This window comes from Allobacillus sp. SKP2-8 (assembly GCF_007559355.1).
Classification (GTDB): Bacteria; Bacillota; Bacilli; order Bacillales; family Alkalibacillaceae; genus Allobacillus; species Allobacillus halotolerans.
The window spans coordinates 1-25,813 of record NZ_VMHF01000002.1 but is presented as its reverse complement, the minus strand read 5'-3'; the positions used below and the strand labels follow the sequence as shown (position 1 = coordinate 25,813).

Annotated in this window: 27 protein-coding genes; 26 read left to right on the top strand and 1 reads right to left on the bottom strand. The window is 38.6% G+C overall.

Translation table 11 applies throughout. From position 1 onward, the window contains the following. The first annotated feature begins 3 nt into the window (after positions 1-3). Positions 4-630 carry a bifunctional phosphoribosyl-AMP cyclohydrolase/phosphoribosyl-ATP diphosphatase HisIE gene (gene hisIE, locus FPQ10_RS03385; RefSeq protein WP_144160301.1) on the top strand — a complete coding sequence of 209 codons (627 nt, stop codon included), beginning with the start codon at positions 4-6 and terminating at the stop codon, positions 628-630. 2 nt (positions 631-632) lie between these two features. Continuing rightward, positions 633-1,691 carry a histidinol-phosphate transaminase gene (hisC, locus tag FPQ10_RS03380; protein ID WP_144160298.1) on the top strand — a complete coding sequence of 353 codons (1,059 nt, stop codon included), beginning with the start codon at positions 633-635 and terminating at the stop codon, positions 1,689-1,691. 145 nt (positions 1,692-1,836) lie between these two features. Here the strand turns inward: hisC and FPQ10_RS03375 are convergent, their stop codons facing one another. Continuing rightward, the gene (locus FPQ10_RS03375; protein WP_144160296.1) at positions 1,837-2,805 is read right to left on the bottom strand and encodes a Na/Pi symporter; all 969 of its coding nucleotides are present in this window, start codon (positions 2,803-2,805) and stop codon (positions 1,837-1,839) included. Positions 2,806-2,968: 163 nt separating this feature from the next. Here FPQ10_RS03375 and rpsU point away from each other — a divergent pair, with 163 nt between their 5' ends. The 24 genes from rpsU (at position 2,969) to guaA (ending at position 25,183) form a co-directional block, all read left to right on the top strand. After that, positions 2,969-3,148 (top strand): 30S ribosomal protein S21, encoded by a 180-nt coding sequence (rpsU, locus tag FPQ10_RS03370; protein ID WP_144087509.1) that lies wholly within the window; start codon positions 2,969-2,971, stop codon positions 3,146-3,148. Between the two features lie 18 nt (positions 3,149-3,166). After that, a complete protein-coding gene (locus FPQ10_RS03365) occupies positions 3,167-3,610 on the top strand; it encodes a GatB/YqeY domain-containing protein (RefSeq protein WP_144160293.1) in 444 nt (147 codons plus the stop codon). Positions 3,611-3,918: 308 nt separating this feature from the next. Next, entirely contained in the window at positions 3,919-5,250 is a 1,332-nt protein-coding gene (locus FPQ10_RS03360; protein ID WP_144160290.1) for an NfeD family protein, read from the top strand. A 21-nt stretch (positions 5,251-5,271) separates the two neighbouring features. Then, positions 5,272-6,270 (top strand): flotillin-like protein FloA, encoded by a 999-nt coding sequence (floA, locus tag FPQ10_RS03355; RefSeq protein WP_144160287.1) that lies wholly within the window; start codon positions 5,272-5,274, stop codon positions 6,268-6,270. A gap of 31 nt (positions 6,271-6,301) precedes the next feature. After that, positions 6,302-6,781: a hypothetical protein gene (locus FPQ10_RS03350; protein WP_144160284.1), complete on the top strand. Its 480-nt coding sequence runs from the start codon at positions 6,302-6,304 to the stop codon at positions 6,779-6,781. 105 nt (positions 6,782-6,886) lie between these two features. Then, positions 6,887-7,177, top strand: a complete 291-nt coding sequence (gene yqfC / locus FPQ10_RS03345) for a sporulation protein YqfC (RefSeq protein ID WP_144160281.1) — start codon at positions 6,887-6,889, stop codon at positions 7,175-7,177. A gap of 3 nt (positions 7,178-7,180) precedes the next feature. After that, on the top strand, positions 7,181-8,338 hold the full coding sequence (gene yqfD, locus FPQ10_RS03340) for a sporulation protein YqfD (RefSeq protein ID WP_144160278.1): 1,158 nt from the start codon (positions 7,181-7,183) through the stop codon (positions 8,336-8,338). Between the two features lie 3 nt (positions 8,339-8,341). Next, the gene (locus tag FPQ10_RS03335; protein ID WP_144160275.1) at positions 8,342-9,298 is read left to right on the top strand and encodes a PhoH family protein; all 957 of its coding nucleotides are present in this window, start codon (positions 8,342-8,344) and stop codon (positions 9,296-9,298) included. 28 nt (positions 9,299-9,326) lie between these two features. Beyond that, positions 9,327-10,790, top strand: coding sequence for an HD family phosphohydrolase (locus tag FPQ10_RS03330; protein ID WP_186278521.1), 1,464 nt, complete (start codon positions 9,327-9,329; stop codon positions 10,788-10,790). Further along, positions 10,787-11,260, top strand: a complete 474-nt coding sequence (gene ybeY, locus FPQ10_RS03325; protein WP_144160270.1) for an rRNA maturation RNase YbeY — start codon at positions 10,787-10,789, stop codon at positions 11,258-11,260. Before FPQ10_RS03330 ends, ybeY begins: the two co-directional genes overlap by 4 nt. Continuing rightward, positions 11,250-11,630 carry a diacylglycerol kinase family protein gene (locus FPQ10_RS03320; RefSeq protein ID WP_144160267.1) on the top strand — a complete coding sequence of 127 codons (381 nt, stop codon included), beginning with the start codon at positions 11,250-11,252 and terminating at the stop codon, positions 11,628-11,630. The genes ybeY and FPQ10_RS03320 overlap by 11 nt, the downstream gene beginning before the upstream one ends. Positions 11,631-12,222: 592 nt before the next feature. After that, positions 12,223-13,134, top strand: coding sequence for a GTPase Era (gene era / locus FPQ10_RS03315; RefSeq protein ID WP_144160264.1), 912 nt, complete (start codon positions 12,223-12,225; stop codon positions 13,132-13,134). Between the two features lie 107 nt (positions 13,135-13,241). Then, entirely contained in the window at positions 13,242-13,388 is a 147-nt protein-coding gene (locus FPQ10_RS03310) for a YqzL family protein (protein ID WP_144160262.1), read from the top strand. Positions 13,389-13,418: 30 nt separating this feature from the next. Then, positions 13,419-14,168 carry a DNA repair protein RecO gene (gene recO / locus FPQ10_RS03305; protein WP_144160259.1) on the top strand — a complete coding sequence of 250 codons (750 nt, stop codon included), beginning with the start codon at positions 13,419-13,421 and terminating at the stop codon, positions 14,166-14,168. A 111-nt stretch (positions 14,169-14,279) separates the two neighbouring features. Continuing rightward, positions 14,280-14,903 (top strand): transcriptional regulator CcpN, encoded by a 624-nt coding sequence (gene ccpN / locus FPQ10_RS03300; protein WP_246569048.1) that lies wholly within the window; start codon positions 14,280-14,282, stop codon positions 14,901-14,903. Positions 14,904-14,918: 15 nt separating this feature from the next. Next, a complete protein-coding gene (locus FPQ10_RS03295) occupies positions 14,919-15,734 on the top strand; it encodes a pyruvate, water dikinase regulatory protein (RefSeq protein ID WP_144160256.1) in 816 nt (271 codons plus the stop codon). A gap of 465 nt (positions 15,735-16,199) precedes the next feature. Continuing rightward, a complete protein-coding gene (gene dnaG, locus FPQ10_RS03290) occupies positions 16,200-18,029 on the top strand; it encodes a DNA primase (RefSeq protein WP_144160253.1) in 1,830 nt (609 codons plus the stop codon). A 23-nt stretch (positions 18,030-18,052) separates the two neighbouring features. Beyond that, positions 18,053-19,156, top strand: coding sequence for an RNA polymerase sigma factor RpoD (rpoD, locus tag FPQ10_RS03285; protein WP_144160250.1), 1,104 nt, complete (start codon positions 18,053-18,055; stop codon positions 19,154-19,156). A gap of 19 nt (positions 19,157-19,175) precedes the next feature. Continuing rightward, complete coding sequence (locus tag FPQ10_RS03280) at positions 19,176-19,715, top strand: hypothetical protein (protein WP_144160247.1); 540 nt, start codon at positions 19,176-19,178, stop codon at positions 19,713-19,715. A 106-nt stretch (positions 19,716-19,821) separates the two neighbouring features. Continuing rightward, positions 19,822-20,181, top strand: coding sequence for a cytochrome c550 (cccA, locus tag FPQ10_RS03275; protein ID WP_144160244.1), 360 nt, complete (start codon positions 19,822-19,824; stop codon positions 20,179-20,181). A gap of 69 nt (positions 20,182-20,250) precedes the next feature. Further along, positions 20,251-20,946 carry a tRNA (adenine(22)-N(1))-methyltransferase gene (locus FPQ10_RS03270; protein ID WP_144160241.1) on the top strand — a complete coding sequence of 232 codons (696 nt, stop codon included), beginning with the start codon at positions 20,251-20,253 and terminating at the stop codon, positions 20,944-20,946. Further along, positions 20,943-22,052, top strand: a complete 1,110-nt coding sequence (locus FPQ10_RS03265; RefSeq protein WP_144160238.1) for a Nif3-like dinuclear metal center hexameric protein — start codon at positions 20,943-20,945, stop codon at positions 22,050-22,052. The genes FPQ10_RS03270 and FPQ10_RS03265 overlap by 4 nt, the downstream gene beginning before the upstream one ends. Positions 22,053-22,154: 102 nt before the next feature. Continuing rightward, positions 22,155-23,618 (top strand): IMP dehydrogenase, encoded by a 1,464-nt coding sequence (gene guaB / locus FPQ10_RS03260; protein ID WP_144160235.1) that lies wholly within the window; start codon positions 22,155-22,157, stop codon positions 23,616-23,618. A gap of 26 nt (positions 23,619-23,644) precedes the next feature. Continuing rightward, complete coding sequence (guaA, locus tag FPQ10_RS03255; protein WP_144160232.1) at positions 23,645-25,183, top strand: glutamine-hydrolyzing GMP synthase; 1,539 nt, start codon at positions 23,645-23,647, stop codon at positions 25,181-25,183. Positions 25,184-25,813 lie beyond the last annotated feature (630 nt).

Sequence of the window (25,813 nt, the reverse complement as noted above, 5' to 3'; positions counted from 1 at the left end):
TTAGTGGGAAATATAACATTTAACTTTGATGAAAATGGACTGCTTCCAGCTATTGTTCAAGATGCACGTACAGGAGAAGTATTGATGCTAGCTTACATGAATGAAGAATCACTTCAAAAGACCATTGATTCGAAGACGACATGGTTTTATAGTCGTTCTCGACAAGAACTTTGGAATAAAGGGGCGACATCCGGAAATTATCAATATGTAAAAGAGATGTCTTATGATTGCGATAAAGATACTATTCTTTTACAGGTTGAGCAAGTTGGTGTAGCTTGCCATACGGGAGCGCGCAGTTGCTTTTATCGAAGTGTAGATCTGGGTGATGATTCTTTGAATTATCGTAGAGAAGTAATCCATGAGGTCTATCGTTCTATTTTAGATCGGAAAGAAAATCCGAAAGACGGATCTTACACAAATTATTTATTTGACGAAGGCGTCGATAAAATTTTGAAAAAAATTGGCGAGGAATCCAGTGAAATTATTATCGGTGCGAAGAATGACGATCATGAAAATATAGCCATGGAAACCGCTGATCTCGTTTATCACATTCTTGTATTGTTAGCTGAAAAAAATATGCCGATCGAACGCGTGAAAGAAGTTTTGACTGAACGGATGAAGGAGAAGTAAGTATGAGTCAATTTTGGAGCAAAAAGGCCAAAGAAGCGAAGCCTTACGTACCCGGTGAACAACCAGCAGAAACAGACGTCATTAAATTGAATACGAACGAAAATCCGTACCCACCTTCCCCAATGACACTTGAAGCGATGCATCGGGCAATTAACAGTGATTTGAGACGCTATCCCAGTCCTACCGTTACGGAATTGAAAAATATAATCGCCGCTCGAGAAAAAGTGGCACCATCGAACGTATTTGTCGGAAACGGATCGGATGAAGTTTTGGCGTTTGCTTTTCAAGCATTTTTCGAACCGAATAAACCGATCAAGTTTCCAGAAACAACGTATAGTTTTTACCCGGTCTACGCGAATCTTTACGATATTCCTTTTCAAAAAGTTCCTTTGAATACTGACTTTTCAATAGATGTTGAAAACCTATATGATTCGGTTGGCGGCGTAATCTTCCCGAATCCAAACGCACCTACAGGACTCGCACTACGCTTAGGCGCCATTGAACGAATCCTTCAACAGAATACAAATCAAGTTGTAATTGTTGATGAGGCTTATGTAGAGTTCGGGGCCGAAACAGCCGTTAAACTAACAGAATTATATCCGAATCTACTCGTTACACGGACACTATCGAAATCACATGCACTTGCCGGAATTCGTTTAGGCTATGCGATCGGTAATGAAGTTCTTATCGAAGGATTAGAAAGAATTAAGAACTCATTCAATTCGTATACGATTAATCGTGTCTCATTAGCAGGAGCAGAAGCGGCTTTTAAAGATGAAGTTTACTATTCAACGACCATAAATCAAGTGAAACAGACACGAGAATGGACTTCTGAAGCTCTTCGCTCATTAAATTTTGAAGTGATAGATTCAACGGCAAATTTTCTATTTGTGAAACCGAATATGAACGCCAAATTTTTATACGAAAGTTTAAAAGAACGTGGCATTTATGTGCGTTATTTCAACGAATCAAAAATTGATGGATATATCCGCATTTCGATCGGCACAGATGTTGAAATGGAACAATTGGTGGAGCAAATTAAATGGATTATATCGTCTTAAGAGACTGGAATAAAAATTATAGAAGTAAGGAAAATCCGAGCGATTTAGATCTTCATAAATCGCTCGGATTTTCTGTTTAACAGGCTTCCTTATTATTTAACTGTTCGGCTTTTGCGTCACTAGTTCTCTATTGTCCAAGTCTGTTTTAATCTTTTATACGTCTTTGGTTAATGGACGTAGACCAATTCGCTTGATGTGAATATAACTTCATTAAAAATCGTGCAAAAGGTTTGTGTAAAGTGAAAATGAGTAACCCGAGGGCCAGATTATACAAAAATGCCAATAAAATAATTTGTTGACCGGAATGATTGGTAATGGTTGTGACAAGCTGAACGAAGACTTGTCCGATTCCCGGGTGGAAAAAAACAATACTGCCGATTACATTGATCCAAACGTGAATATACGCAACAATCCTTAGCTTCGGTTTGTGGCTTAGACCAACCAGTATGACGGTTAAACAAGTGCCTATATTGGCGCCTAAGAGTAAATAATAGACATCCAACAACGGAATGGTTCCACCTCCACCAGAAAAACTCATTAGAATTCCTGTAAAAGCAGTAGAAGACTGAATAATGGCTGTTACTGCTGCACCGAATAATAGCAGGAAAAATGGATGATCGATTTGTCCATTTTGGATAGCCATGTATGAATTCTTTGGAATTTGATCCGATAATTGTTCAAGTCCACCCAAAGCGCTAAACACAATTCCCATTCCAAATAAAATGGAACCAATGAAGAAAAAGTTACGTTTTTGACTAATTAACAAGATGAAACCGATCAATAAACTAGCAATCATCAAGTGTTCATTATTCCAAACAAATAATTGAGCCGTTAAGGTTGTCCCAATGTTTGCTCCGATGATAAAACAAATTGCAAAGGGAATACTCAGTCGATAGGCTGCGTAAAACGAGATTAATAAAGCAATCGAGACAGAACTGCTTTGCAGGAGAAGCGTCAGCAAAAAACCCATTAGTAAACCAGCAAAGATCGAAGGGTTCGGTCGAATGGATTTTATGGACTGCATACTTAGGTTTTCGAAACCGATCCGCATGAGCAATATTCCAAATAAAAAAATTCCAATATACGTAGCGATCATCAAAATCATGAGATACATAGCGTTCCTCCCCGTGATATTCTATGCTTGTTCGATCAATACATGACTTGTTTTAAAAAGTGTTCATTGACCTGAGAAGGAATTTTTAATATAATAACCAAAGATGTACACGAGCTGTGTGCATTGTTTCACTTTTTTGGTTTAGCTGGAGGGAGGGTTGAGCATGTCTAATAATACAACTCGCGTTAGAAAGAATGAGACTATTGAGGATGCTCTTCGACGCTTTAGACGATCCGTTTCTAAAAACGGCACATTGTCTGAGTATCGTAAGCGTGAATATTATGAAAAGCCTAGTGTAAGACGTAAGAAAAAATCAGAGGCTGCACGGAAGCGTAAAAAATAAAAGAGGGTGTAAGCGTTCATGTCAATGCTTGAACAATTAAACGCTGATATGAAAACAGCGATGAAAAACAGAGAAAAAGAAAAACTAACTGTTATTCGAATGGTTAAATCATCTTTGCAAAATGAAGCGATCAAAAAACAGGCTGACTTGACTGAAGAAGAAGAGCTGCAAGTTTTAAGTCGTGAAGTAAAGCAAAGAAATGATTCCCTCCATGAATTCCGAAAAGCTAACCGCGAAGATTTGGCCGAACAAGTTGAAAACGAGTTGGCCATTATTCAAGCTTATATGCCAGAGCAGTTATCTGATGAAGAATTAGAAAAAATCATCCAAGAAACGATTGATGAACAACAAGCTACTTCCAAAAAAGATATGGGGAAAGTAATGAGTGCAGTCATGCCGAAAGTTAAAGGTAAGGCTGACGGTTCAAAAGTCAATCAATTCGTAATGAAACATTTACAATAAAAAGATAAAAACCCAATTTGGTGGGATTGTGTAATGCATGACCCATCAAGTTGGGTTTTTCATTATGCCTGAAAGTACTTTATTGTATTGGTAACTGGAATGAAGAGGATCGTTCGACTAGCTATTTAGAGCTCAAGTCATACGGCTTTCGATCAAAAAAGAATGGTGGAACATAAAAGCTCGAATTCTTTTTGTATGTGGTATGTATTATTTTTTGTAAATCATGAAACTTCTGATTGTTCTTGGACGTATATATAGTAGAATAGTAATTAACCGTCTGAAAAGGCTGGAAGAAGGGAGTGAAATGAATGCGTAAAAACCTTTTGGCGGTATTCATATTCATTTTATCATTCCTATGGATCAACCAAGCATCAATCTTTGCCAATGAGGAACCAGAAGCTTCTACATCCGTGTATGTGATTCCTGTTGAAAATGAAGTCGAGCGGGGATTGGTTGCTTTCCTTGAACGTAGTATCAAGGAGGCTGAGGAAGCATTTGCCGATCAAATCGTATTTGAAATTAATTCACCAGGCGGAAGAGTAGACTCAGCTGGAGATATTGCCACTTTAATATCAAGTACAGAAATACCAACCGCAGCTTATATTGTTAATGAGGCCTTGTCAGCAGGTTCATACATAGCTTTGCAAGCCGATGAAATCTATTTTAAACCTGGAGCAACAATGGGAGCCTCTGGAGTCATTACTGGTGATGGGAATGCAGCTGACAAAAAAGCACAATCTGCATGGATTGCAGCGATGACTTCTGCAGCCGAGAAAAATGGGAGAGATCCATTGTATGCCCAGGCGATGGCAGACCCGAGTATCGATTTGCCTGAATATCGTGCGGGTGAAGGTGATTTTCTGACATTACGTGCACAGGAAGCCCTTGAGGTAGAGTATGCAGAGGGGATTGCATCTGATCGTCAAGAGTTATTTGAGCAGATGGAAATCTCTAAACCAAGTGTCACAGAAACAAGTCCAACATTCTCTGAGAATTTAGCGAGGTTCATTACCAACCCAGTTGTTGTTCCAATCCTGTTATCGATTGCGAGCATTGGTTTGATTGTTGAACTGTATTCACCAGGATTTGGTGTTGCTGGCGGAATGGGTGTTGCGGCTTTATTTCTCTTCTTCTACGGACATCTTGTAGCGGGATTAGCTGGTTATGAGTCATTAGTTCTCATGATTGCAGGTATTGTTTTAATTGTATTGGAGATATTTTTACCGAGTGGTATTCTTGGTATTGTCGGTGGGGGAGCGATTCTTGGAGCCATGCTGACTTCAGGAGCCGATATGGGTCATATGGCATTCAGTATAGGTATTGCTCTGTTGGTTGCAATGATCTTGGCAATTTTCCTTTTCAAAAAGATCGATACGGATAAAGGAATCTTTCGACATATTGTCTTAAAAGACCAAACGTCCACAGAAAAGGGTTATATTTCCAACATAAACCGCATGGAGTTAATCGGGAAGGAAGGCACCGCCCTAACTTACCTACGCCCATCCGGAACAGCCATATTTGATGAAGAACGACTAGATGTTGTTTCAGAAGGATCCTTTATTGCCCAGGGCTCAACTATAAAAGTGGTCAAAGTGGAAGGCTCGCGATTAGTGGTAAGAGAAATAAAAAAAGAAGATTAATTATTTAGGAGGAAGTACATTATGGAATTTCAAGAATTATGGCCTTTGTTGCTTGTGGCACTGATTATCATTGCCGTAGTCATTTTATTCACATTCGTTCCAGTAACACTCTGGATTAGCGCCCTAGCTGCAGGTGTTAGAATCAGTATCTTTACATTGATTGGTATGCGCTTACGTCGAGTTGTCCCTAAAATGGTCATTAATCCATTGATCAAATCACACAAAGCAGGACTTGATGTAAATACCAACCAGCTGGAGAGTCACTATTTAGCTGGTGGTAACGTTGACCGCGTCGTTAATGCGTTAATTGCTGCTCAGCGTGCGAACATTGAATTGAGCTTTGAACGTTGTGCTGCGATTGATTTGGCAGGCCGTGACGTGTTAGAAGCAGTTCAGATGAGTGTTAACCCGAAAGTGATCGAAACACCATTTATCGCTGGTGTTGCTATGGATGGTATTGAAGTAAAAGCGAAAGCACGTATAACTGTTCGTGCGAATATTGACCGCTTAGTCGGTGGTGCCGGAGAAGATACGGTTATCGCACGTGTCGGTGAAGGTGTCGTTAGTACAATCGGTTCTTCAGAGAGCCACGGAAAGGTATTGGAAAATCCAGATCGAATTTCCAAAAATGTTTTAGGCAAAGGTTTGGACGCTGGAACAGCTTTCGAAATTTTATCCATCGATATTGCAGATGTTGATATTGGCAAAAACATCGGTGCAATGTTACAGACGGACCAGGCTGAAGCAGACAAAAACATTGCTCAAGCGAAAGCAGAAGAACGTCGTGCAATGGCAGTTGCTCAAGAACAAGAGAACATTGCCAAAGTTCAAGAAATGCAAGCACAAGTGGTTGAAGCGGAAGCACTTGTTCCAAAAGCACTTTCTGAAGCACTTCGTAGCGGTAATATGGGTGTCATGGATTACGTCAACTATAAAAACGTGATGGCTGATACAGATATGCGAGATATGATTAGCAAGATCAGTAAAGAAGATAACGATCACGACAATGATTCGAAATAATAATCTGCTCGCCAAAGGAGTGTGAATCCTTTTGGAAGGAATTTTAGACGCGATTTTCAGTAATATCTTCATTATTATGGCCTTACTGGCTGGATTGTTTGGATTTTTCAAAAACGAAGATGAAAAAGAAAGTCGCGATGAACGACCAACATGGAAAGATCCCAATCCAAAGCCGGAAGCAAGCGAAAAACAAACTGTACGAGAACGGTTTGAAACATTTAAGCAAGAAGTGGAAACGACTATCGAAGATGTCCAATCCGATTCGTCGAATGAATGGTATCAAGCGTTAGAAGATTCACAGAGAAGAAGAGAAGAATCACTAGAGGATACAGCTGAACGTATGGAGGCAAGTGATGAAATTAAAGCGGGTTCAATTGTCCCGAAAGATCATGGAACCTCTAAACGAATTTCAGTAAAAGAGAATTTGAACAGAAAACGATTGGTTGAAAGTTTAATTATGAGTGAAGTACTCGATCGACCAAAATCAGCTCGGCGAAACCGGCAAGCATAACTCTTGCGACCCACCTATTCAATAAGGAATAGGTGGGTTTTTTTAATCGCAAGTGATAGTTCATTCATTTCATTCATACATTGGAGATGATAGGGGGAAAGTGGGATGAAAAAATTAAAGCGAATAAATCGATGGTTAACACAAAAAGCTCAGCTCCCCAATGATGTCATCTACGATTATCCACGAATGACATTAATCGGCCATGTTCATTTATATATAGAGAATCATAAAGGTTTAAAGCAGTTTCAGGATCAACAAATTATTGTTGAACAAAACGGGGGTCAAATAGTTGTTGAGGGTAAAAACTTAGTCATTAAAAGTTTGATGAAAAACGAAATCGTCATTGAAGGTACGATTTTGTCCGTGACACAAAAATCTACAGGAAAGGAGAGTTGAACCATTAATAAATACGGTCGTAAAATCAAAGGAACAGTAATTGTAGACGTTGAAGGGAAACAGATCGAATCATTCATGAATCGATTGCTTCAAGAGAATGTCCATATCTCTTCTTTGCGTAGAAAGTCTTCTGAAAAAGCATCTTTTCAGATTGCATACAAGGATATAGCGCTTCTTAAGCGTTTTAGAAAATCGTATCAATGTAAAATTCGGTTCAATAGAAAAAGTGGGTTTCCACGAATTTACCAACAACGAAAAAAGTGGATTCCGGCGATGATCGGTATGCTGATCGGTGTAGTCATTATATTTTGTTTATCAAATTTGATTTGGAATGTGACGATAAAAGGCGGGACAGATGAATCTCGCTATGAAGTACAAGCTTTGACCCAAGAGCTTGGTTTGGTGGAGGGGAATTGGATTCAACAAACAGAAAACATCTCAACAATTGAAAGAGAAATTATGAATAAGATTGAAGAAATCTCGTATGTCGGCATTCAAAGACAAGGAACGAGTTATTACATAGAGATTGAAGAAAGTGAAAAAGAATTAGAGGAACAAAATGAGAGACCGAGCCATTTGGTCGCTGAAAAATCGGGTACGGTTCATTCCATGTTTGTGACAGATGGAAGGCCTTTGGTGGAAGTGAATGATGTTGTGAAAAAAGGAGATGTTCTCGTATCAGGTCTTTTGGATGAAGAAGGAGAGAACCAAACAACATCAAAAGGTGAGATATGGGCTGAAGTATGGTATCATCTTCAATTAACGATCAACCTAAGACAAGAGCAATTAAAACTACTACCAGACCCAGTTACTTCTTATCATTTGCGTATAGGAGATCGGCAAATTGGGAAAGAAGAAAATGAGTTAAGGTTGGTTCATGAAGAAAAGACACCGTTTTATTTCTTTAAGTGGCCTTTGCCAATCAGCCTGACAAAGCGTTACTATTATGATGAACAATCCAGTGAATTAGAATATGATATTGAAGAACGCTTGCCAAGTTTAATTGAAGAGCGATTAAAACGGGAACTTGGCCAACAAGTAAAACTTGAATACCAAAAAGTTTTGCACGAAGATCGAGACAGTGATAAAGTTAAACTAGAAATGTTTGTCAAAGTAATCGAGGATATTTCCACTCAACAAATCATTGATCAAGGAGACTGATGTATGCAAGAGAGTAAGGAAACGATTGACTTACACACGGAAGAGCATCAAAATACATTGAGTTTATTCGGAACCAATGATCGAAATATAAAACAAATTGAAGAATATTTACCGGTCACTATTATAACAAGAGGCGGACAAATCCAAATCTCTGGGAATTCTGATGATGTTAATGTAGTAAAAAGCCTATTATTGGCTGTTATGAAAATTATCAAAAAAGGCATCAATGTGACTGAGCGTGATATCATTTATGGGATTGAATTAGCAAAACAAGGAAAAATCGAGCAATTCGAAACGCTCTTTGAAGATGAAATCACGAAAAATCAACAAGGAAAACCGATTCGCGTTAAGACATTGGGACAAAGAGATTATGTTCAATCCATTAAAGCGAACGACCTTGTTTTTGGTATAGGGCCGGCCGGAACAGGAAAGACCTATTTGGCTGTTGTATTGGCCGCCAAAGCATTGCGAAATGGCGATGTTAAACGCATGGTATTGACACGTCCAGCCGTTGAAGCGGGAGAAAGCCTTGGTTTCTTACCTGGTGACTTAAAAGAAAAAGTAGATCCATATCTACGTCCGCTATACGATGCCTTGCACGATATATTTGGTGTAGAGCATACGGACAGATTGATGGAAAGAGGTACGATTGAAATCGCTCCTTTGGCCTACATGAGAGGCCGTACATTGGATGATGCTTTTGTCATATTGGATGAGGCTCAAAATACGACGCCAGAACAAATGAAAATGTTCTTGACTCGTTTAGGATTCGGTTCAAAAATGGTGATTACGGGTGATGTTTCACAAATTGACCTGCCAAAAGGTGTCATTTCAGGATTGAAAGTAACTGAACAAAAACTCAAAAACATTAAAGGAATCTCATTCAATTATCTGAAAGGCTCCGATGTCGTTCGACACCCACTCGTACAACGAATAATCGAAGCTTATGAAGATGAATAAATAAAAAGAAATGAAGTTGGGGATTTCAATGGATCAATACGAGAATAAAACGCTTTTTAATCATACAAGAAATCAATCATCTCGTTTTTCGGCAGTCATCTGTAGTATCAGTTTGCCTGCCGTTTTTGTTATTATTTTGATGATTCAATACTTGCAAGGTGACAAATCACTTCACTTGTTTACTGTAATGAGTGTTATTTCTGTCTGTATGTTTATGCTGATGTATATGGAATTACGAACGACGAATAACAATTGGTCAAAGAATACGGCTATATCTTTCGTCTTGTTGAATCTTGGCATGTACTTCTTATTATTGATCACTAACGTATTTGGTCCTGATCATTCGATGTTGTTTTATATTGCACCTGTAGCTGCTTACGCCATTTTAATGAATCGATTAGTTGGTGAGCGGATTGCCATTATATCGACAGTTTGGATGTCTTTAATTACGGCAAGTATTTTTCACGCGCATTTCACAGATGCTTTCATAATCTCTTTCCTTTATTATCAAATTTCACAAATGGTTGCGATTTACTTTCTAGGATCATTAATCGAACGTGTATCGTTAATTAAAAACTCAGCGTTCCTACTGTTTGTCCATTGGTTGCTCGTTATTACATTTGTCATTCCTATAGAAACAGAAATCTTCACACTGAATTTATTTCTGTCTTTATTGTTCGCTGGTCTTTCCGTGTTAGTCTCCGTTGTCTTGGCACTCGGGCTGCTCCCGTTGTTTGAAGCAGGGCTGAACCTATTGACGGAGTCTAAGCTTTTGAAGTTATCCAATCCTAACCATCCTTTATTGAAAAAAATTCTGATTGAAGCGCCTGGCACCTATCACCATAGTGTCATGGTTGCCAATCTAAGCGAATCGGCATGTGAAGCCATAGGAGCTAACGGATTATTAGCGAGAGTAGCTGCGTATTACCATGATGTGGGGAAGGCACTTCGGCCACATTATTTTATCGAAAACCAGCAAAATATAGATAACCCACATGATGAACTATCACCAGAAGAAAGTGCCAAAATCATTTTGGCCCATCCTTATGAAGGTGCTGAAATATTGAGACAGTATAAATTGCCGGAAGAAATAATTGAAATTACCGAACAACACCACGGTACTACATTACTAAGTTACTTTTACCATAAAGCAAAAAAGCAAACGAATGATGATGTAGAAGAATCGGCCTTTCGTTACAAAGGTCCAATTCCACAAACAAAGGAAGCTGCTGTCATCAATATATGTGATTCTGTTGAAGCAGCGGTCCGATCGAAGAAAAATCCAACGAAGGAAGAGATCAGAAAGCTCGTCAGCTCGATCATGAATAACCGATTAATGGACGAGCAGTTAAATGACAGTCAATTAGCTTTGAGCGATTTAAAAATAATTGAAAACTCTATTCACAGCGTGTTAAACGGTGTTTTTCACGAGCGGATTGACTATCCATCGGATTCCATTCAAGAAGCTAAGGTAAAGGAGGCTCACTCATGATTATTGATATTAACGATGAAACAAACCAACTCGAACAAAATCAACTAGAATTACTGGAAAAGCTACTTGATTACGCACGAGAAAAAGAAGAGATTGAGAATGACGCCGAATTATCGATAACCATTGTCGATAATGAAACGATTCAAGAAATTAATAAGCAATACCGTGACAAAGATCAGCCAACCGATGTGATTTCGTTTGCCCTCGAGGAACACGGGGAGGAAGAAATTGAGATCCGGGGAGATAATTTACCTCGGCATCTTGGTGATATCATCATTTCCATTGAAAAGGTCAATGAACAAGCAAATGAATATGGTCATTCATTCAATCGGGAATTAGGCTTTCTTGCTGTTCATGGTTTCTTGCATTTATTGGGTTATGATCATATGACGACAGAAGAAGAAAAAGAAATGATGGAACGACAAGATCATCTACTTGATGATTTTGGGTTAACTCGCCATGAAAAATAAAAAAAATAGAGATCGAATTGGGTTGGGTTATGCCGTCACAGGCGTCATTACCTCATTGAAAACAGAATTTAATATGCGTATACATGTCATCATCATGTTTGTGGTCATATTTTCAGGTTTCCTTTTTCGCATCTCTGTTTTTGAATGGCTCTTTGTTATATTGGCCATCGGCTTTGTTTTAGCATTTGAGTTAATGAATACGGTGGTTGAGCTACTTACAGATGTATTGTTTAAAGAAGAACACGAATCAGCCAAAAATATTAAAGATATAAGTGCGGCAGCTGTCTTGGTAGCCGCCATTTTTGCTGCGATGGTCGGAATAATTATCTTTTTCCCGAAAGTAATTGAATTTATGAATGCTTTATTTTAAAGGCTCTGTTAAGGTTTAGTGTTGATTTTCGAATGATGTACACTGAGTTGTTGAATTGTGAGAAGCGAAGGTGGCGACTCCTGCGGGAATAGCACGAGTCTCGAGACCCCGCAGGAAGTGCCTTTCTTCCGAGGAGGCTCGAGCCGTGCCCGCGGAAAGCGTCCACCGATAGCGGATCACAATATCAACAACGGACTTTAACAAAGCCATTTTAAAAAAGGCATTAGAGCCATAATCCAGACAGCCCCCAGTTAGTGAACGAATGTTAAAAAGTTCAAAGCTGGGGTTTCGTATTTTGATCATACCAATTAATTAACTTATAGAAAAAAATTCATTATCACAAAAATGTTTTAGCGTTTAAGGGATTAGTGCTCGCAAGTTGCTTATTATCCATCTAATGATACTATTTTCAATAAGTACGCGGCATACAAAAATGAATTCATTAAAAAGATTTACTCGATCGCATTTTGGGTAAAATGAAATAAAATCAACATTGTCTTTGTCTAATTTCTACTACCTTTGTCGATGTTGTGAAATTTCAGTTCAAATGTAGTAAAATACCACTAACAGAATACAAGTAGGTGTAATAAATATGCAGTCATCAGAAAACTATCACTCAGGTTTTATAGCAATCATCGGTCGACCTAACGTTGGGAAATCAACATTCATGAATTATGTGATTGGTCAAAAGGTTGCGATCATGAGTGACAAACCACAAACAACACGCAACAAAATTCAAGGTGTCTTAACAACAGATACGTATCAATTGATTTTTATAGATACACCTGGAATTCATAAACCGAAACACCGACTCGGTGACTTCATGGTAAAGTCATCGATTGACACACTAAATGAAGTAGATGCAATCATGTTCATGGTTAATGCAAAGGAAGGCTATGGAAAAGGCGACGAATTTATCATTGAAAAGTTAAAAGGTATTTCGCAACCTGTATTACTTGTTATCAACAAAATTGATGAAGTCCATCCAGATGATTTACTGCCTTTGATTGATCAATACCGTGAAAAACTTCCGTTTGCTGAAGTTGTGCCAATTTCCGCACTGCAAGGAAATAATGTTGACAGATTACTGGAGGTATTGGTTGATCAATTGCCTGAAGGCCCACAATATTATCCAGAAGATCATGTAACAGATCATCCAGAGCGTTTTATCATTAGTGAATTGATCAGAGAGAAAGTACTTCATCATACGAGGGAAGAGATACCTCATTCAGTCGCTGTGATCATCGAATCGATTAAAAAGCAGGAAAACAAGGACATTATCGATGTACAAGCAACTGTCATTGTCGAAAGAAAATCACAAAAAGGGATTATTATCGGAAAACAAGGGAATATGTTGAAACAAATTGGAACCGAGGCTAGAAAAGATATTGAAAACTTGCTTGGTTCAAAAGTATTTATGGAACTTTGGGTAAAAGTTCAAAAAGATTGGCGCAACCGTGCCTCACAACTACGGGAATACGGATATCGTGAGGATGAGTACTAAACAATCGCTGAAATGGTAATTATTAAAACTTATGAACTAACCAAAACCGGAGAAAATAACAAATGAGTCATTTTTTCAGTTCAAATTACTGAAAGGTGGAGGACATGATGAGTGAATTGCCATGGAAATTATTTGAGAAAACAGGAAACCTTGAAGCTTACTTGTTGATGAAACAAGTTGAAGAGTTGAGTGAAGAAAAAGCAGATGAGGACACGGAAGAATTGTCATCTGTTTCACAGGTAGAAACGAAATAAGGGGTACATTGAGAAAGTAAGGGATGCTAGATGTTTGAAAAAGTTGAAGGCATTGTCTTAAGAACAAAGGATTATGGCGAAACAAATAAAATAGTCACCCTGTTTACACGCGAGTATGGACTGATCAGCGGTGTTGCCAGGGGTGCCAAAAAATCAAAAAGTCGAATGGCTGCGGTTACGCAGCCATTTATCTATGGAATATTTGTCATGCGCATTTCGACTGGGTTGGGTACGATTCAACAAGCCGAGGTATTGGATAGTATGAGGAAAATTCGGGAAGACATCGTAAAAACCGGGTATGCGACATACATAGCTGAGTTGGTATCGAAAATGATGAATGAACGCGAAAAGTATGAATTGTTATTTCTAGAACTGTTAGCCAGTTTAGAAAAGATGGCAGAAGATGAGAATCCACCAGCAATCATTGCGATGATGCTTGAATTGAAGTTATACCAGATCGGTGGTTTTGCTCCAGTTTTAAAAGAATGCGTAAATGGTCATATTGATGAACCAATTGTTGCTTTCTCCATAACTGAAGGTGGTGTACTCTGCCAGCAATGCCAGTATAAAGCGTCTGACGCTGTATCGTTACCGAGTTCAATTCATAAACTGCTGCAAACAATGAGTGAAACAAGTATAAAGCGAATACGGAATATTCAGCTGAGAAAAGAAACCATTCAATGGCTAAGAAAATTACTGGATGACTATTATGATCGTTACGGTGGAATGTTCATCAAAAGCAAACGATTTTTAGATCAAATTCATTTATTAGAAGAGTAAAAGGGTGACAAATTTCGTACAATGAGTCATCCTTTATTTTATTTTTAGCACGAATCGGATATAATGAATAGCAAAAAGTATAACGTAATCGAAGGTAAGGTGGTGAATGAAATGGAACTTTCCGCCCGTCAAGAAGAGATTGTTTCAATCGTCAAAGAGAACGGACCGATTACTGGTGAACATATTGCTGATCGACTAAAATTGACGCGAGCTACCTTGCGACCTGATTTAGCCATCCTGACAATGGCTGGATTTCTAGACGCAAGACCACGTGTCGGTTATTTTTATACAGGTAAAACTAGAAACGAATTACTGACGCATAATATCAAAAAAATGAAAGTCAGTGAGCACTTTTCGGTTCCAGTTGTAGTCAATGAACATGTTAGTGTATATGATGCTATTACAACGATGTTTTTAGAGGATGTCGGAACTCTTTTTGTCGTGGATGAAGCCTCACGCTTACAAGGTGTTTTATCTAGAAAAGACTTACTTCGTGCCAGTCTTGGCCAACAGAGTTTACAGGAGGTTCCTGTACATATTATTATGACAAGAATGCCGATGATCAAAGTTTGTAAAAAAGATGAACTGCTGATTGACGTAGCAAATAAGTTAATCGAAAATCAAATAGATGCCCTACCCGTTATTAATGAAAAAAATGACGGATTGGAAGTCATCGGCCGAGTGACAAAGACAAATATCACCCGTGCTTTCGTCGAATTGGTAAAAGAAGATTAAAAGAGGAGGGAACCTATGAACCCGTTTAAATTTTATGTATTATCAGACTCAGTGGGTGAAACGGCTGAACTGTTAGCGAAAGCAGCGTTAAGTCAGTTTAACGGTCACGAAGATAAAATTCAGCGGATTCCCTATGTAGATGATGAAGGAACGCTACGTGAAGCAATCACATTGGCAAAAGAAAATAATGGGATGATTGCATTCACACTCGTGAAACCAGAACTTCGATATCAATTAATGGATATGGCTAAAAAAAATAATGTGATAGCAGTTGATTTACTAGGACCATTACTGGATCGTCTTGAAGATTATTTAGGAATAGAACCAAAACTTGAACCAGGTTTAGTACATAAACTTGACGAAGATTATTACAAACGGATTGAAGCAGTCGAATTTGCAGTTAAATATGACGATGGACGAGACGCAAAGGGCATTCTAAAAGCAGACCTTGTATTAATCGGATTGTCAAGAACATCCAAAACGCCTTTATCTCAATTTTTGGCTCATAAACGAATAAAGGTTGCCAATGTACCAATAGTTCCTGAGGTAGACCCACCAGATGAATTATACAAAGTGAATCCAAACAAATGTATTGGTTTACGGATTGATAGTCAAAAATTGAATGATATTCGTAAAGAGCGGCTAAAGTCACTGGGTCTTGATGACACAGCCAACTACGCAAAGTTAGAACGAATCCAAAAAGAAAACTCATTCTTTGATCAAGTTGTCGGGAAAATCGGTTGTGAGACGGTTGATGTTTCCAACAAGGCTGTCGAAGAAACAGCAAACATCATTTTAGAAATATATTATAAAAACAACAATAAAATTTAATATATTTATATTGTTAATCGTGAATCAAGTAACGGTTCACATAAGTATATGCGTCAATCTGAGAGGTTGGGAATCAAGTGAAATCGATAAATTCCCGCCTCTATATTTTTGTTCCCTTTTCATATTTGTCACTTTGAATAATCTCCTGTTTTAAAACAAATCGTAAAACCTAAGAAATTATCAGCAAAAAGTTAGCATTCTCGACAACTTTGTTTTATAATCAATATTTGTGAGAAATATCATATCACTCCAAAGGCTAAGTTTTTGAATGAACTCAACGTACATAAAAATGCTACAAAATCCCTTTAAACTCAAGAGTCGACACGTTTTCGATTGCTTTTAGAAGGGTAAAAGAAAAACAATTAGTTCTTTTGCTGTGGTGTTCACGAAGTTTTCACAAAAAATGTCGATTGATGAAGGGTTTATGGTATTTTTATCGAATGATATATAAATATGGTGATAAAAATGAACAAGGTGCCTGAAGAAGTGATCGATCGACTTTTATCAACGAGTGATATCGTCGATGTAATTAGTGAATATATTCAATTGACTAAGAAAGGAAGAAACTTTTTTGGTCTATGTCCATTTCATGGAGAAAATACGCCGTCATTTTCTGTTTCACAAGAGAAACAGATTTTTCACTGTTTTGGTTGTGGAAAAGGAGGCAATGCACTCCGTTTTTTAATGGAGATTGAGTCCATTCATTTCACAGAAGCTATCCAACTTTTAGCTCGCAAAAGTGGTGAAGAAATCTCAGGTGAGTGGTTTATCCAACCACAAGAATCATATTACTCTGAAGAGCAAGAAGGTGTTTTACAAGCATATGATTGGTCAGCCAAATTGTTTCATCATGTGCTCAAACACACTTCTGACGGAAAATCAGGCTTAAATTATTTGAAAAAAAGAGGGTTTGAGCCTGAGACTATCGAAGAGTTTCAATTAGGATTCTCTCCAGACCGTAATGAGTTCTTAGCCGCTTTTCTAAAAGGAAAAGGATATAAACTTGAACAGTTGGCTGAATATGGACTGATTCAGTCAAACAATCAAGGGAGTTATTATGATCGTTTTCAAGATCGCGTCATTTTCCCGATTAAAAATCATCAAGGGAAAATTATTGCGTTTGGAGGACGAGCATTTAAAGAGCATCAAGAGCCGAAGTATTTAAATAGTCCTGAATCCAAGCTTTTCCATAAAGGAAGGGTTTTATACAATTTTCATCTAGCAAGAAAACATTTTCAAAAAGAAAAGGAAGTTATTCTTTTTGAAGGATATATGGATGTCATCAAAGCATACCAAGCAGGCGTTTATAATGCGGTCGCCACTTTGGGAACGAGTCTTTCTGAGTCCCATGCGAAAACTTTAAAAAGATATGTAAAACAGGCAGTGATCTGTTTCGACGGAGATGATGCGGGCCGGAATGCGAGTTTCAAATCTGCGAACATCTTACGTAAGGCAGGTGTAGAAGTTCGAGTGGCCTATATTCCAGATCGACTCGATCCTGACGAATATATTGACCGATATGGAGGAGAATATTTTAAACAGAAAGTTCTTCAACCAGCTCAAACTTTTATTGCATTTGCATTGGATTACTATAAAAAAGACTACAACTTAAATCTTGACCATGATCGTATTGCATATATTGAAAAAGCTTTGGACATAATCGCAACAAGTGAGTATCCAGTTGAACGTGATTTTCATTTAAAAGATCTTGAAGATGCATTTCATTTGAATCGTGAAACACTGATCGAGGAGATTGAGAAGCGAACTTCCAGAATAAAGAAAACCATGAAGGTTAATGATAAACATGGTGGTAAAAACGTTCAAACGGGAAGAACAAGGAAAAGCGAGAAGCTATATGCAGCACATCATACAGCAGAAAGAAACTTAATTGCTCACATGTTAAGGGATGCAGCGTTTGCAGAAACAGTTCAACAGCGATTAGGTTCAGCGTTCAATATCCAAGAGCATCAGGTATTAGTCACCTATCTCTATGCTTATTATGAGGAAGGCAACGAACCGAATGTCAGCCAATTTGTTGAACGGTTACCTGAAGAGCAATACAAGCAATTAGCTATTGAAATTTCACTGAAGGAAATTAATGAAGATTTGGAACAGAACGAACTGGAAGATTACTTTCTTGCAATTGAAAAAGAAAGTGATATAGATCAAGAAATTCGAGCATTGGAATCCATGTTGAAACAAGCAGAAAGAGAGAATGATCCAAAGTCAGCAGCCCGAATAGGTATGAAAATGCTCGAATTGAGGAAGAAAAGTAATATATCCAAGCTCACGTAGTCAGTTTGGAAGGAGGGGTTTTCATGGCTGAAAAGCCAATAGATCAAGAATTGACAGTAGAACAATCCAAGGACCAACTGCTGGAAATCGGAAAGAAACGTGGAGTTCTTGTATACGAAGAGATTGCAGATAAATTAGGTCACTTTGAATTGGATTCCGAACAAATGGATGAGTTTTATGAAACATTAGCGGAGCAAGGAATCGACCTCATCGGTGAAAGTGAAGACGATCCGAGTATGCAGAAGATTTCTAAGGAAGAAGAATTTGATTTAAACGATTTGAGTGTGCCTCCAGGAGTGAAAATCAATGACCCTGTCCGTATGTATTTAAAGGAAATTGGACGGGTTGACCTGTTGACTGCGGACGATGAGATTAGTTTAGCGGAACGGATTGAACAAGGCGATGAGGAAGCGAAAAGACGTCTGGCTGAAGCCAACCTCCGCTTAGTCGTCAGTATCGCAAAACGTTATGTTGGTCGGGGAATGTTGTTCTTGGATTTAATACAAGAAGGTAACATGGGCTTAATCAAAGCGGTTGAGAAATTTGACTATCGCAAAGGATTTAAGTTCAGTACGTATGCAACATGGTGGATTCGCCAAGCGATCACTCGTGCCATCGCTGACCAAGCAAGAACGATTCGGATTCCTGTTCATATGGTCGAAACAATCAATAAGCTAATTCGAGTACAAAGACAGTTGCTTCAAGATTTAGGTCGTGAACCAACACCAGAAGAAATTGCTGAAGAAATGGAATTCACACCGGATAAAGTACGTGAAATTTTGAAAATCGCCCAAGAACCTGTTTCCTTAGAGACACCGATCGGTGAAGAAGATGACTCCCATTTAGGTGACTTCATCGAAGATCAAGAAGCAACCTCACCTTCCGATCATGCAGCTTATGAGCTCCTCAAAGAGCAGCTGGAAGACGTTCTTGATACGCTGACGGACCGAGAAGAAAATGTATTGCGACTTCGTTTCGGATTGGACGATGGCCGTACGCGGACGTTAGAAGAGGTCGGGAAAGTATTTGGTGTAACAAGAGAGCGAATCCGACAAATTGAAGCGAAAGCATTACGTAAATTAAGACATCCAAGTCGAAGTAAACGATTGAAAGATTTCTTAGAATAAGTCGTCTCGGAGGCTTGGTATGGATAAAGAAAAAAATAAAATAATCATCGATGAAATTTCAAACTGGAAGAAAAACCAGCTACTACCGGAAAAATATTGTAATTTTCTCTTAGCATTATATACCTATGGGGAAGGGGTAGAAGAGGAAAAGCAATCAATGACTTCCATGAAAAGACAGATATTCATCGGGCTTGATCTGCTTCTTCTTTTCCTTCTTCTTCCGGCATTTATTGTCATCGCACCTTTATTTTCAGAACAGATTATTGTTCAGTGTATTATTTTTTTGATCTTTATTTTCATTCTTAGCTTACATTGGTATTATTTTAATAAAGCACAATCCATATTTACGCATGTTGTGATCGTCTTGTTCTTTATGACAGCACTCATCGGTTCAACATTGATTGTGTATGAATGGTTGGGAAGCGGTTTTTGGTTAAATCTTCTGATTGTGATTCAGGGAATGGCCTGGATTGCTTTTGGATGGATAAATAAAGTCTATTATTTAGTTATTTCTGGATTTGTTGGAATTTTATTGTTCTTTGCATTGATTGTTATATAAATCTTCACATTTATCTCTTTTCTCTTGAACACTTTTCAAGTAAAATAGATATAGCTTTGTAAACGAAGAATACTACATAGATCCAACTGAAGGAGGTCAATATGTCATGAAAAGAAACGCAGCAGCACCATATTATCTTATTGGAATTCTAGGCATCTTAGCGATGATTATCATGGGTGGTGTCGGAATGGCACAAATGAACAACGCAGAAGGTGAAGGAGAAGAAAGCGCAGAAACAACTGATCTAGCTCCAGAAGATATCTATAGCAATAACTGTATGTCCTGTCATGGTGGGGAGTTAGAAGGTGGAATGGGTCCTGATTTGACCAGTGTCGGTGATCGCTATGACGCGAGTGAAATCGTAGAGATTATCCAAAACGGTAAAGGACAAATGCCAGCAATTAATCTTGACCAAAGCAATGCAGAGAAACTTGCTGAATGGTTAGTAGATGGAGCGGGCAATTAAGCATAAAATCAATGAATCCGGAAGCAAAAGAAATTCTTTTGTTTCTGGATTTTTTAATACTGGAAAGGTATGAGCGCTTTGGAAATATCGAATCGATTAAATCAAGTTATCGAATTTTTACCTGAAAATGTGAGGAAGTTTGCAGATATCGGTTCAGATCACGCCTATTTGCCGTGCGCTGTTTGTTTGAATCGACCCGACGTTCAAGCAATTGCCGGTGAGGTCAATCGAGGACCATATGAATCTGCTCAATCACAAGTAAACAAAATGAACTTACAAAAGCAAATTGACGTCAGGTTAGGCAATGGTCTAGAGGTAATCAAACCAAATGAAGTAGACACGATCGTCATTGCTGGAATGGGAGGTACACTAATACGTTCCATTCTTGAGAGTCACCCAGAGAAGCTAGAGGGCGTCAACCGATTGATTCTCCAGCCGAACATCGATGCTTCTTCCATTAGAGCGTTTTCAATAAGTTACGGCTATCAAATCATAGGTGAACGAATCATTAACGATGAAGGTTATATTTATGAAATCCTTGTTTTGGAGAAAAGTGAACATTCTCAACAATTAACAGATAAAGAAATATATTTAGGACCGTTTCTCATGAAAGAAAAAAATCCGGCTTTTATAGAGAAATGGCAACATGTTCTGGAAAAGAAACAAAAGATTATTCAGCAAATCAAGCAAGCGAAACATCCAGATGAAGATAAAATCAAGCTTTTTGAACAGCAAAAAACATGGATTAAGGAGGAATTGCAATGACAAAAGTAAAGGATGTAATGAATGTCATGGAGGAGATTGCTCCAAAAAAGTTAGCGTTTGAAGGAGATCGGATTGGCTTGCAAGTTGGTAGTCCCAATAGTGATGCCAATCGAATCATGGTTACATTGGATGTACTTGAAAGTGTTGTTGATGAAGCGATTGAAAAGGAAATCGACCTAATTATTGCTCACCATCCGTTTATCTTTAAACCTTTTAAAGAAATTAATTGGGATAGCGAAAAGGGGAGGATTACAAAAAAATTACTGACACATAACATTTCTCTTTTTGTGGCACATACCAATTTAGACATCGCGCGTGGTGGCGTAAATGATTTATTGATGGAAAAACTAGATTTGACGGACACAGATGTGCTCGTCAAAACAACTGAAGAAAAGTTGTATAAGCTCGTCATTCATGTACCAAAAAGTCATGAAAACCAAATCCGTCAAGCATTTGCCGATGCTGGAGCTGGGTTTATCGGTAACTATAGTCATTGCACGTTTAATCTTGAAGGAATCGGTACGTTTAAACCACAAGAAGGAGCTAATCCATATATCGGAAGTGAAGATGAATTAGAGCGAGTGGAAGAGTATCGAATGGATACAATTGTTCCGGAAGGGATTTTGAATCAAACCATTGAGTTAGCGAAAAAAGCTCATCCTTATGAAGAGATGGCTTATGATGTTTATCCATTGAAAGTTGAAGGCGAATCTTATGGGTTAGGTCGAATTGCGAAGTTAGCAGAACCGATGAAACTTCGAGAACTAGCACAACTCGTAAAAAAAGCATATGATGTTCCGAACTTGCGCTTTGTCGGTAAAGAAGATAAAAACATTCGCACCATTGCGGTTATTGGTGGCGATGGAAATAAGTATATCTCTCAAGCGAAGCGAATGGGAGCGGATGTGCTAATTACAGGAGATGTTTATTTTCACACTGCTCATGATGCTTTAGGTATGGGACTTGCCATGATCGACCCTGGACATCATATCGAACAAGTGATGAAAGAAGGTTTGCAACAGCAATTGAAAGAAAAAATGCCATCTCTACAAGTTCATATTTCAAATCAGAAAACAGAGCCATTCACATTTTTAACAACTGATTAATGTCAGTATTTTGTGACTAGTTGAACATTTATTTGGTGTGTTGACAATGCAAATTTTGATTGATAGTCTTTTAATAATATTTTCGTAAAGGGGGCGACACATATGTGGGAAAACAAGTTCAATAAAGAAGGCTTAACATTTGATGATGTACTGTTACTGCCACAAGAATCTACCGTTTTACCGAGTGATGTTAAAGTAGATGTTACTTTGACTGACACGTTAAACTTAAAAATACCAATTATGAGTGCAGGAATGGATACAGTTACTGAATCAGGCATGGCAATCGCTATGGCTAGACAAGGCGGGCTTGGTGTTATCCATAAAAATATGTCGATTGAAGAACAGGCAGAACAAGTGGACAAAGTGAAACGTTCAGAAAGAGGCGTGATCACAAATCCATTTTTTCTTCTTCCTGAAAACCAAGTTTATGATGCTGAGCATTTGATGGGTAAATACCGGATTTCAGGTGTACCAATCGTCAACAATGAATCAGAACAAAAATTAATCGGAATCATCACTAATCGTGATCTTCGTTTTATTGAAGATTATTCATTGTCAATCGATGATGTTATGACAAAAGAACAGCTTATTACCGCACCTGTTGATACGACATTGGAGCAAGCAGAAAAAGTTCTCCAAAAATATAAGGTGGAGAAACTTCCTTTAGTTGATGAAAACGGCGTGTTAAAAGGTCTTATAACGATTAAAGATATCGAAAAGGTGATTGAATATCCAAACTCTGCAGTTGATCGTCAAGGTAGATTATTGGTAGCTGCAGCCATTGGTGTGACAGGTGATGTCCTTGTTCGTTCACAGAAACTCGTTGAGGCTGGTGTTGATGCGTTAGTCATTGATACAGCCCATGGTCATTCACAAGGTGTATTGGATGCAATCAAAAAATTGAGAGAAACCTATCCACAGGTGAATTTAATTGCAGGTAATGTTGCGACAAAAGAAGGTACAAAAGCATTAATCGATGCTGGTGTCGATGTCGTGAAAGTTGGAATTGGCCCAGGTTCCATTTGCACAACCCGTGTAGTTGCCGGTGTAGGTGTTCCACAGGTTACCGCTATTTATGATTGTGCAACCGAAGCTAGAAAACATGGAGTCAGCATTATTGCAGATGGAGGAATCAAGTACTCCGGAGAAGTCGTGAAAGCAATCGCTGCAGGCGGTCACGCTGTGATGCTTGGCAGTATGTTTGCTGGTACGAAGGAAAGCCCTGGTGATATAGAAGTTTTTCAAGGTCGACAGTATAAAGTTTATCGTGGAATGGGCTCTGTAACTTCTATGGAAAAAGGAAGTAAGGACCGCTATTTCCAAGGTGAATCGAAGAAATTTGTCCCTGAAGGAATCGAAGGACGTGTCCCTTATAAAGGCTCAATCGCAGACACTCTTTATCAATTAGTTGGTGGATTGCGATCTGGAATGGGTTATTGCGGAACAAAAGATTTAGAAGCACTTCGTGAGGATTCACAGTTTGTTCGAATCACGAATGCCGGATTGAGAGAAAGCCATCCACATGATGTGCAAATTACAAAAGAAGCACCGAATTACTCAATGTAACGAATCAAAATAGTCGAGGTGTAGGTATGAAGCAAGAAGAAAAAATAATTGTTTTAGATTATGGAAGTCAATATAACCAACTCATTACTCGTCGGATTAGAGAATTAGGCGTTTATAGTGAACTCCATCCGAATGACCTTTCCGCAAAAGAACTAAAAGATTTGAAGCCAACAGGAATTATTTTGTCCGGTGGCCCAAATAGTGTGTTTGAGAATGATGCATTTTCTATTGACGAAGAGATCTTCCAATTAGACATACCTGTTTTAGGGATTTGTTATGGCATGCAATTAATGGCCTACAAACTTGGCGGACGTGTTGAACCCGCTGCACAGCGCGAGTACGGCAAAGCAAAAATAACATTAACAGGAAACCAGTCGGCGACATTTCATACATTGCCGGAAGAGCAAATTGTCTGGATGAGTCATGGTGACCATGTTGTGGAAATGCCTGAAGGTTTCCAAGTCGATGCCAAAAATCCTTCCTGTCCAATTGCTGCGATCAGTAATGAGGAGAAAAAGTTTTACGGCGTTCAATTTCACCCAGAGGTAGGTCACTCGGTTTATGGCAATGACCTTTTGAAAAACTTTGTGTATGAAATTTGTGGATGCAGCGGCGAATGGACGATGAAGAATTTCATTGAAACAGAAATTGAAAAAATTCGAGAATCCGTGAAAGACCGAAAAGTCATCTGTGCATTAAGTGGAGGTGTCGATTCCTCTGTCGTTGCTGTATTGTTACACCAAGCAATTGGAGATCAATTAACATGTATTTTTGTTGATCATGGCTTACTACGTAAAAATGAAGCTGAAGATGTCATGAAGATGTTCAAGGAAGGTTTCCATATGAATGTCATTCAAGTTGATGCGAAAGATCGGTTCTTAGCCAAACTTGAAGGTGTCAGTGATCCAGAGAAAAAACGGAAAATAATTGGTAATGAGTTTATTTATATTTTTGATGAAGAGTCTTCGAAAATTGAAGACGTTGACTTTTTAGCACAAGGAACCCTTTACACGGATATCATTGAAAGTGGTACGAAAACTGCGCAAACAATTAAAAGCCATCACAATGTTGGTGGACTACCGGAAAAAATGAAATTGAATTTAATTGAACCGTTAAATACTTTGTTCAAAGATGAAGTCCGGAAGCTAGGTGAAGAGTTAGGGATTCCAGAACATATCGTTTGGCGTCAACCGTTTCCTGGACCAGGTTTAGGCATTCGCGTCCTTGGAGAAGTGACAGAAGAAAAATTAGAAATTGTTCGTGAATCAGACGCTATTTTGCGAGAAGAATTTATGTTAGCAGGATTGGATAAAACAGTATGGCAGTATTTCACTGTTTTACCTGGCATCCAAAGTGTTGGCGTTATGGGTGATCAACGGACATACGATCATACAGTAGGCATCCGTGCAGTCAATTCAATTGATGGTATGACGTCCGATTGGGCAAGAATTCCATTTGATGTTTTAGAGAAAGTATCAAATCGAATCGTAAATGAAGTTCCACATGTGAATCGTATTGTGTATGACATTACGAGTAAACCACCTGCCACGATTGAGTGGGAATAGGGGAGTAAGAAATCAAAGGCAATAGCTTTTAATTTAGATGGATTTTATAGCAAAATTATTTGTTGTTTAGAGCAATCTTAAAGCAAATAGTTCCCAGCCATTTATCCTTCAGAAGTGAGTTTTTGACCCCAAATATAGAGAAGTAAATAGGATACGAAAAGGAGCTAAATCTTGAGGGATTTAGCTCCTTTTATTTAGGCTTTGTTAAAGGCCGTTGTTGATATTGTGATCCGCTACCGGTGGACGCTTTTACCCAAAGGGCATAAGGGCGACATCTGCGATAAATCGCAGTGTCTTCTTTACCGCGGGCACGGCTCGAGCCTCCTCGGAAGAAAGACACTTCCTGCGGGGTCTCGAGACTCGTGCTATACCGACGCCATGGATGGCTAGTGTCAACGTTGGCCACAGGACGTGGCCGCTCTTAGTTGACCCGCAGGAGTCGCCACCTTCGTTTCTCACAATTCAACAACTCAATGCAACATCATTAGAAAATCAACACTAAACCTTAACAGAGCCTTTATTTAATACAACTTATTTCACAATCGCGCCCGATTTGTATTTTGCAAGAGAAAATCTGATAAAAATGCAAAAGAAATTCGAGAACTTTGCCAGCCCCATTTTTTATGATGG

What these genes read in the sequence shown, in the direction of transcription:
- cccA (WP_144160244.1), top strand. Translation starts at nt 19,822, where the DNA reads ATGAAAAGAAACGCAGCAGCACCATATTATCTTATTGGAATTCTAGGC.
- FPQ10_RS03375 (WP_144160296.1), bottom strand. Translation starts at nt 2,805, where the DNA reads ATGTATCTCATGATTTTGATGATCGCTACGTATATTGGAATTTTTTTA.
- dnaG (WP_144160253.1), top strand. Translation starts at nt 16,200, where the DNA reads ATGAACAAGGTGCCTGAAGAAGTGATCGATCGACTTTTATCAACGAGT.
- FPQ10_RS03335 (WP_144160275.1), top strand. Translation starts at nt 8,342, where the DNA reads ATGCAAGAGAGTAAGGAAACGATTGACTTACACACGGAAGAGCATCAA.
- FPQ10_RS03365 (WP_144160293.1), top strand. Translation starts at nt 3,167, where the DNA reads ATGTCAATGCTTGAACAATTAAACGCTGATATGAAAACAGCGATGAAA.
- guaB (WP_144160235.1), top strand. Translation starts at nt 22,155, where the DNA reads ATGTGGGAAAACAAGTTCAATAAAGAAGGCTTAACATTTGATGATGTA.
- era (WP_144160264.1), top strand. Translation starts at nt 12,223, where the DNA reads ATGCAGTCATCAGAAAACTATCACTCAGGTTTTATAGCAATCATCGGT.
- rpsU (WP_144087509.1), top strand. Translation starts at nt 2,969, where the DNA reads ATGTCTAATAATACAACTCGCGTTAGAAAGAATGAGACTATTGAGGAT.
- ccpN (WP_246569048.1), top strand. Translation starts at nt 14,280, where the DNA reads ATGGAACTTTCCGCCCGTCAAGAAGAGATTGTTTCAATCGTCAAAGAG.
- FPQ10_RS03270 (WP_144160241.1), top strand. Translation starts at nt 20,251, where the DNA reads ATGAGCGCTTTGGAAATATCGAATCGATTAAATCAAGTTATCGAATTT.
- FPQ10_RS03330 (WP_186278521.1), top strand. Translation starts at nt 9,327, where the DNA reads ATGGATCAATACGAGAATAAAACGCTTTTTAATCATACAAGAAATCAA.
- FPQ10_RS03310 (WP_144160262.1), top strand. Translation starts at nt 13,242, where the DNA reads ATGAGTGAATTGCCATGGAAATTATTTGAGAAAACAGGAAACCTTGAA.
- FPQ10_RS03320 (WP_144160267.1), top strand. Translation starts at nt 11,250, where the DNA reads ATGAAAAATAAAAAAAATAGAGATCGAATTGGGTTGGGTTATGCCGTC.
- FPQ10_RS03295 (WP_144160256.1), top strand. Translation starts at nt 14,919, where the DNA reads ATGAACCCGTTTAAATTTTATGTATTATCAGACTCAGTGGGTGAAACG.
- FPQ10_RS03280 (WP_144160247.1), top strand. Translation starts at nt 19,176, where the DNA reads ATGGATAAAGAAAAAAATAAAATAATCATCGATGAAATTTCAAACTGG.
- FPQ10_RS03265 (WP_144160238.1), top strand. Translation starts at nt 20,943, where the DNA reads ATGACAAAAGTAAAGGATGTAATGAATGTCATGGAGGAGATTGCTCCA.
- floA (WP_144160287.1), top strand. Translation starts at nt 5,272, where the DNA reads ATGGAATTTCAAGAATTATGGCCTTTGTTGCTTGTGGCACTGATTATC.
- ybeY (WP_144160270.1), top strand. Translation starts at nt 10,787, where the DNA reads ATGATTATTGATATTAACGATGAAACAAACCAACTCGAACAAAATCAA.
- yqfC (WP_144160281.1), top strand. Translation starts at nt 6,887, where the DNA reads ATGAAAAAATTAAAGCGAATAAATCGATGGTTAACACAAAAAGCTCAG.
- FPQ10_RS03360 (WP_144160290.1), top strand. Translation starts at nt 3,919, where the DNA reads ATGCGTAAAAACCTTTTGGCGGTATTCATATTCATTTTATCATTCCTA.
- rpoD (WP_144160250.1), top strand. Translation starts at nt 18,053, where the DNA reads ATGGCTGAAAAGCCAATAGATCAAGAATTGACAGTAGAACAATCCAAG.
- recO (WP_144160259.1), top strand. Translation starts at nt 13,419, where the DNA reads ATGTTTGAAAAAGTTGAAGGCATTGTCTTAAGAACAAAGGATTATGGC.
- hisC (WP_144160298.1), top strand. Translation starts at nt 633, where the DNA reads ATGAGTCAATTTTGGAGCAAAAAGGCCAAAGAAGCGAAGCCTTACGTA.
- guaA (WP_144160232.1), top strand. Translation starts at nt 23,645, where the DNA reads ATGAAGCAAGAAGAAAAAATAATTGTTTTAGATTATGGAAGTCAATAT.